At 59.9% G+C, this 289-nt stretch carries 1 protein-coding gene; it reads right to left on the bottom strand.

The features are described from left to right. The coding region (locus ACIOZM_RS31290; protein ID WP_401221451.1) for a thiamine pyrophosphate-dependent enzyme at positions 1-289 on the bottom strand (289 nt) is incomplete at both ends.

The raw sequence follows: 289 nt of genomic DNA, 5'->3' as shown, positions 1-289 counted from the left end.
CCAGCGGGTTGCTGATGGTGAAACCAACCTGATTGTTGATCACGATGTGCACGGTACCGCCGGTCTTGAAACCGCGGGTCTGCGACATCTGGAAGGTTTCCAGCACCACGCCTTGACCGGCGAATGCCGCGTCACCGTGGAGAGAGATCGGCAGAACCTTCTCACCGGTAGGGTCGTTACGACGATCCTGACGGGCGCGAACCGAACCTTCTACCACCGGGGAAACGATTTCCAGGTGGGACGGGTTGAACGCCATGGCCAGGTGAACTTCACCGCCGGCAGTCATCAC

Origin of the sequence: Pseudomonas sp. NPDC087346, assembly GCF_044744235.1 — a bacterium.
GTDB lineage: Bacteria > Pseudomonadota > Gammaproteobacteria > Pseudomonadales > Pseudomonadaceae > Aquipseudomonas.
This window is presented reverse-complemented; position numbering and strand designations above follow the sequence as displayed.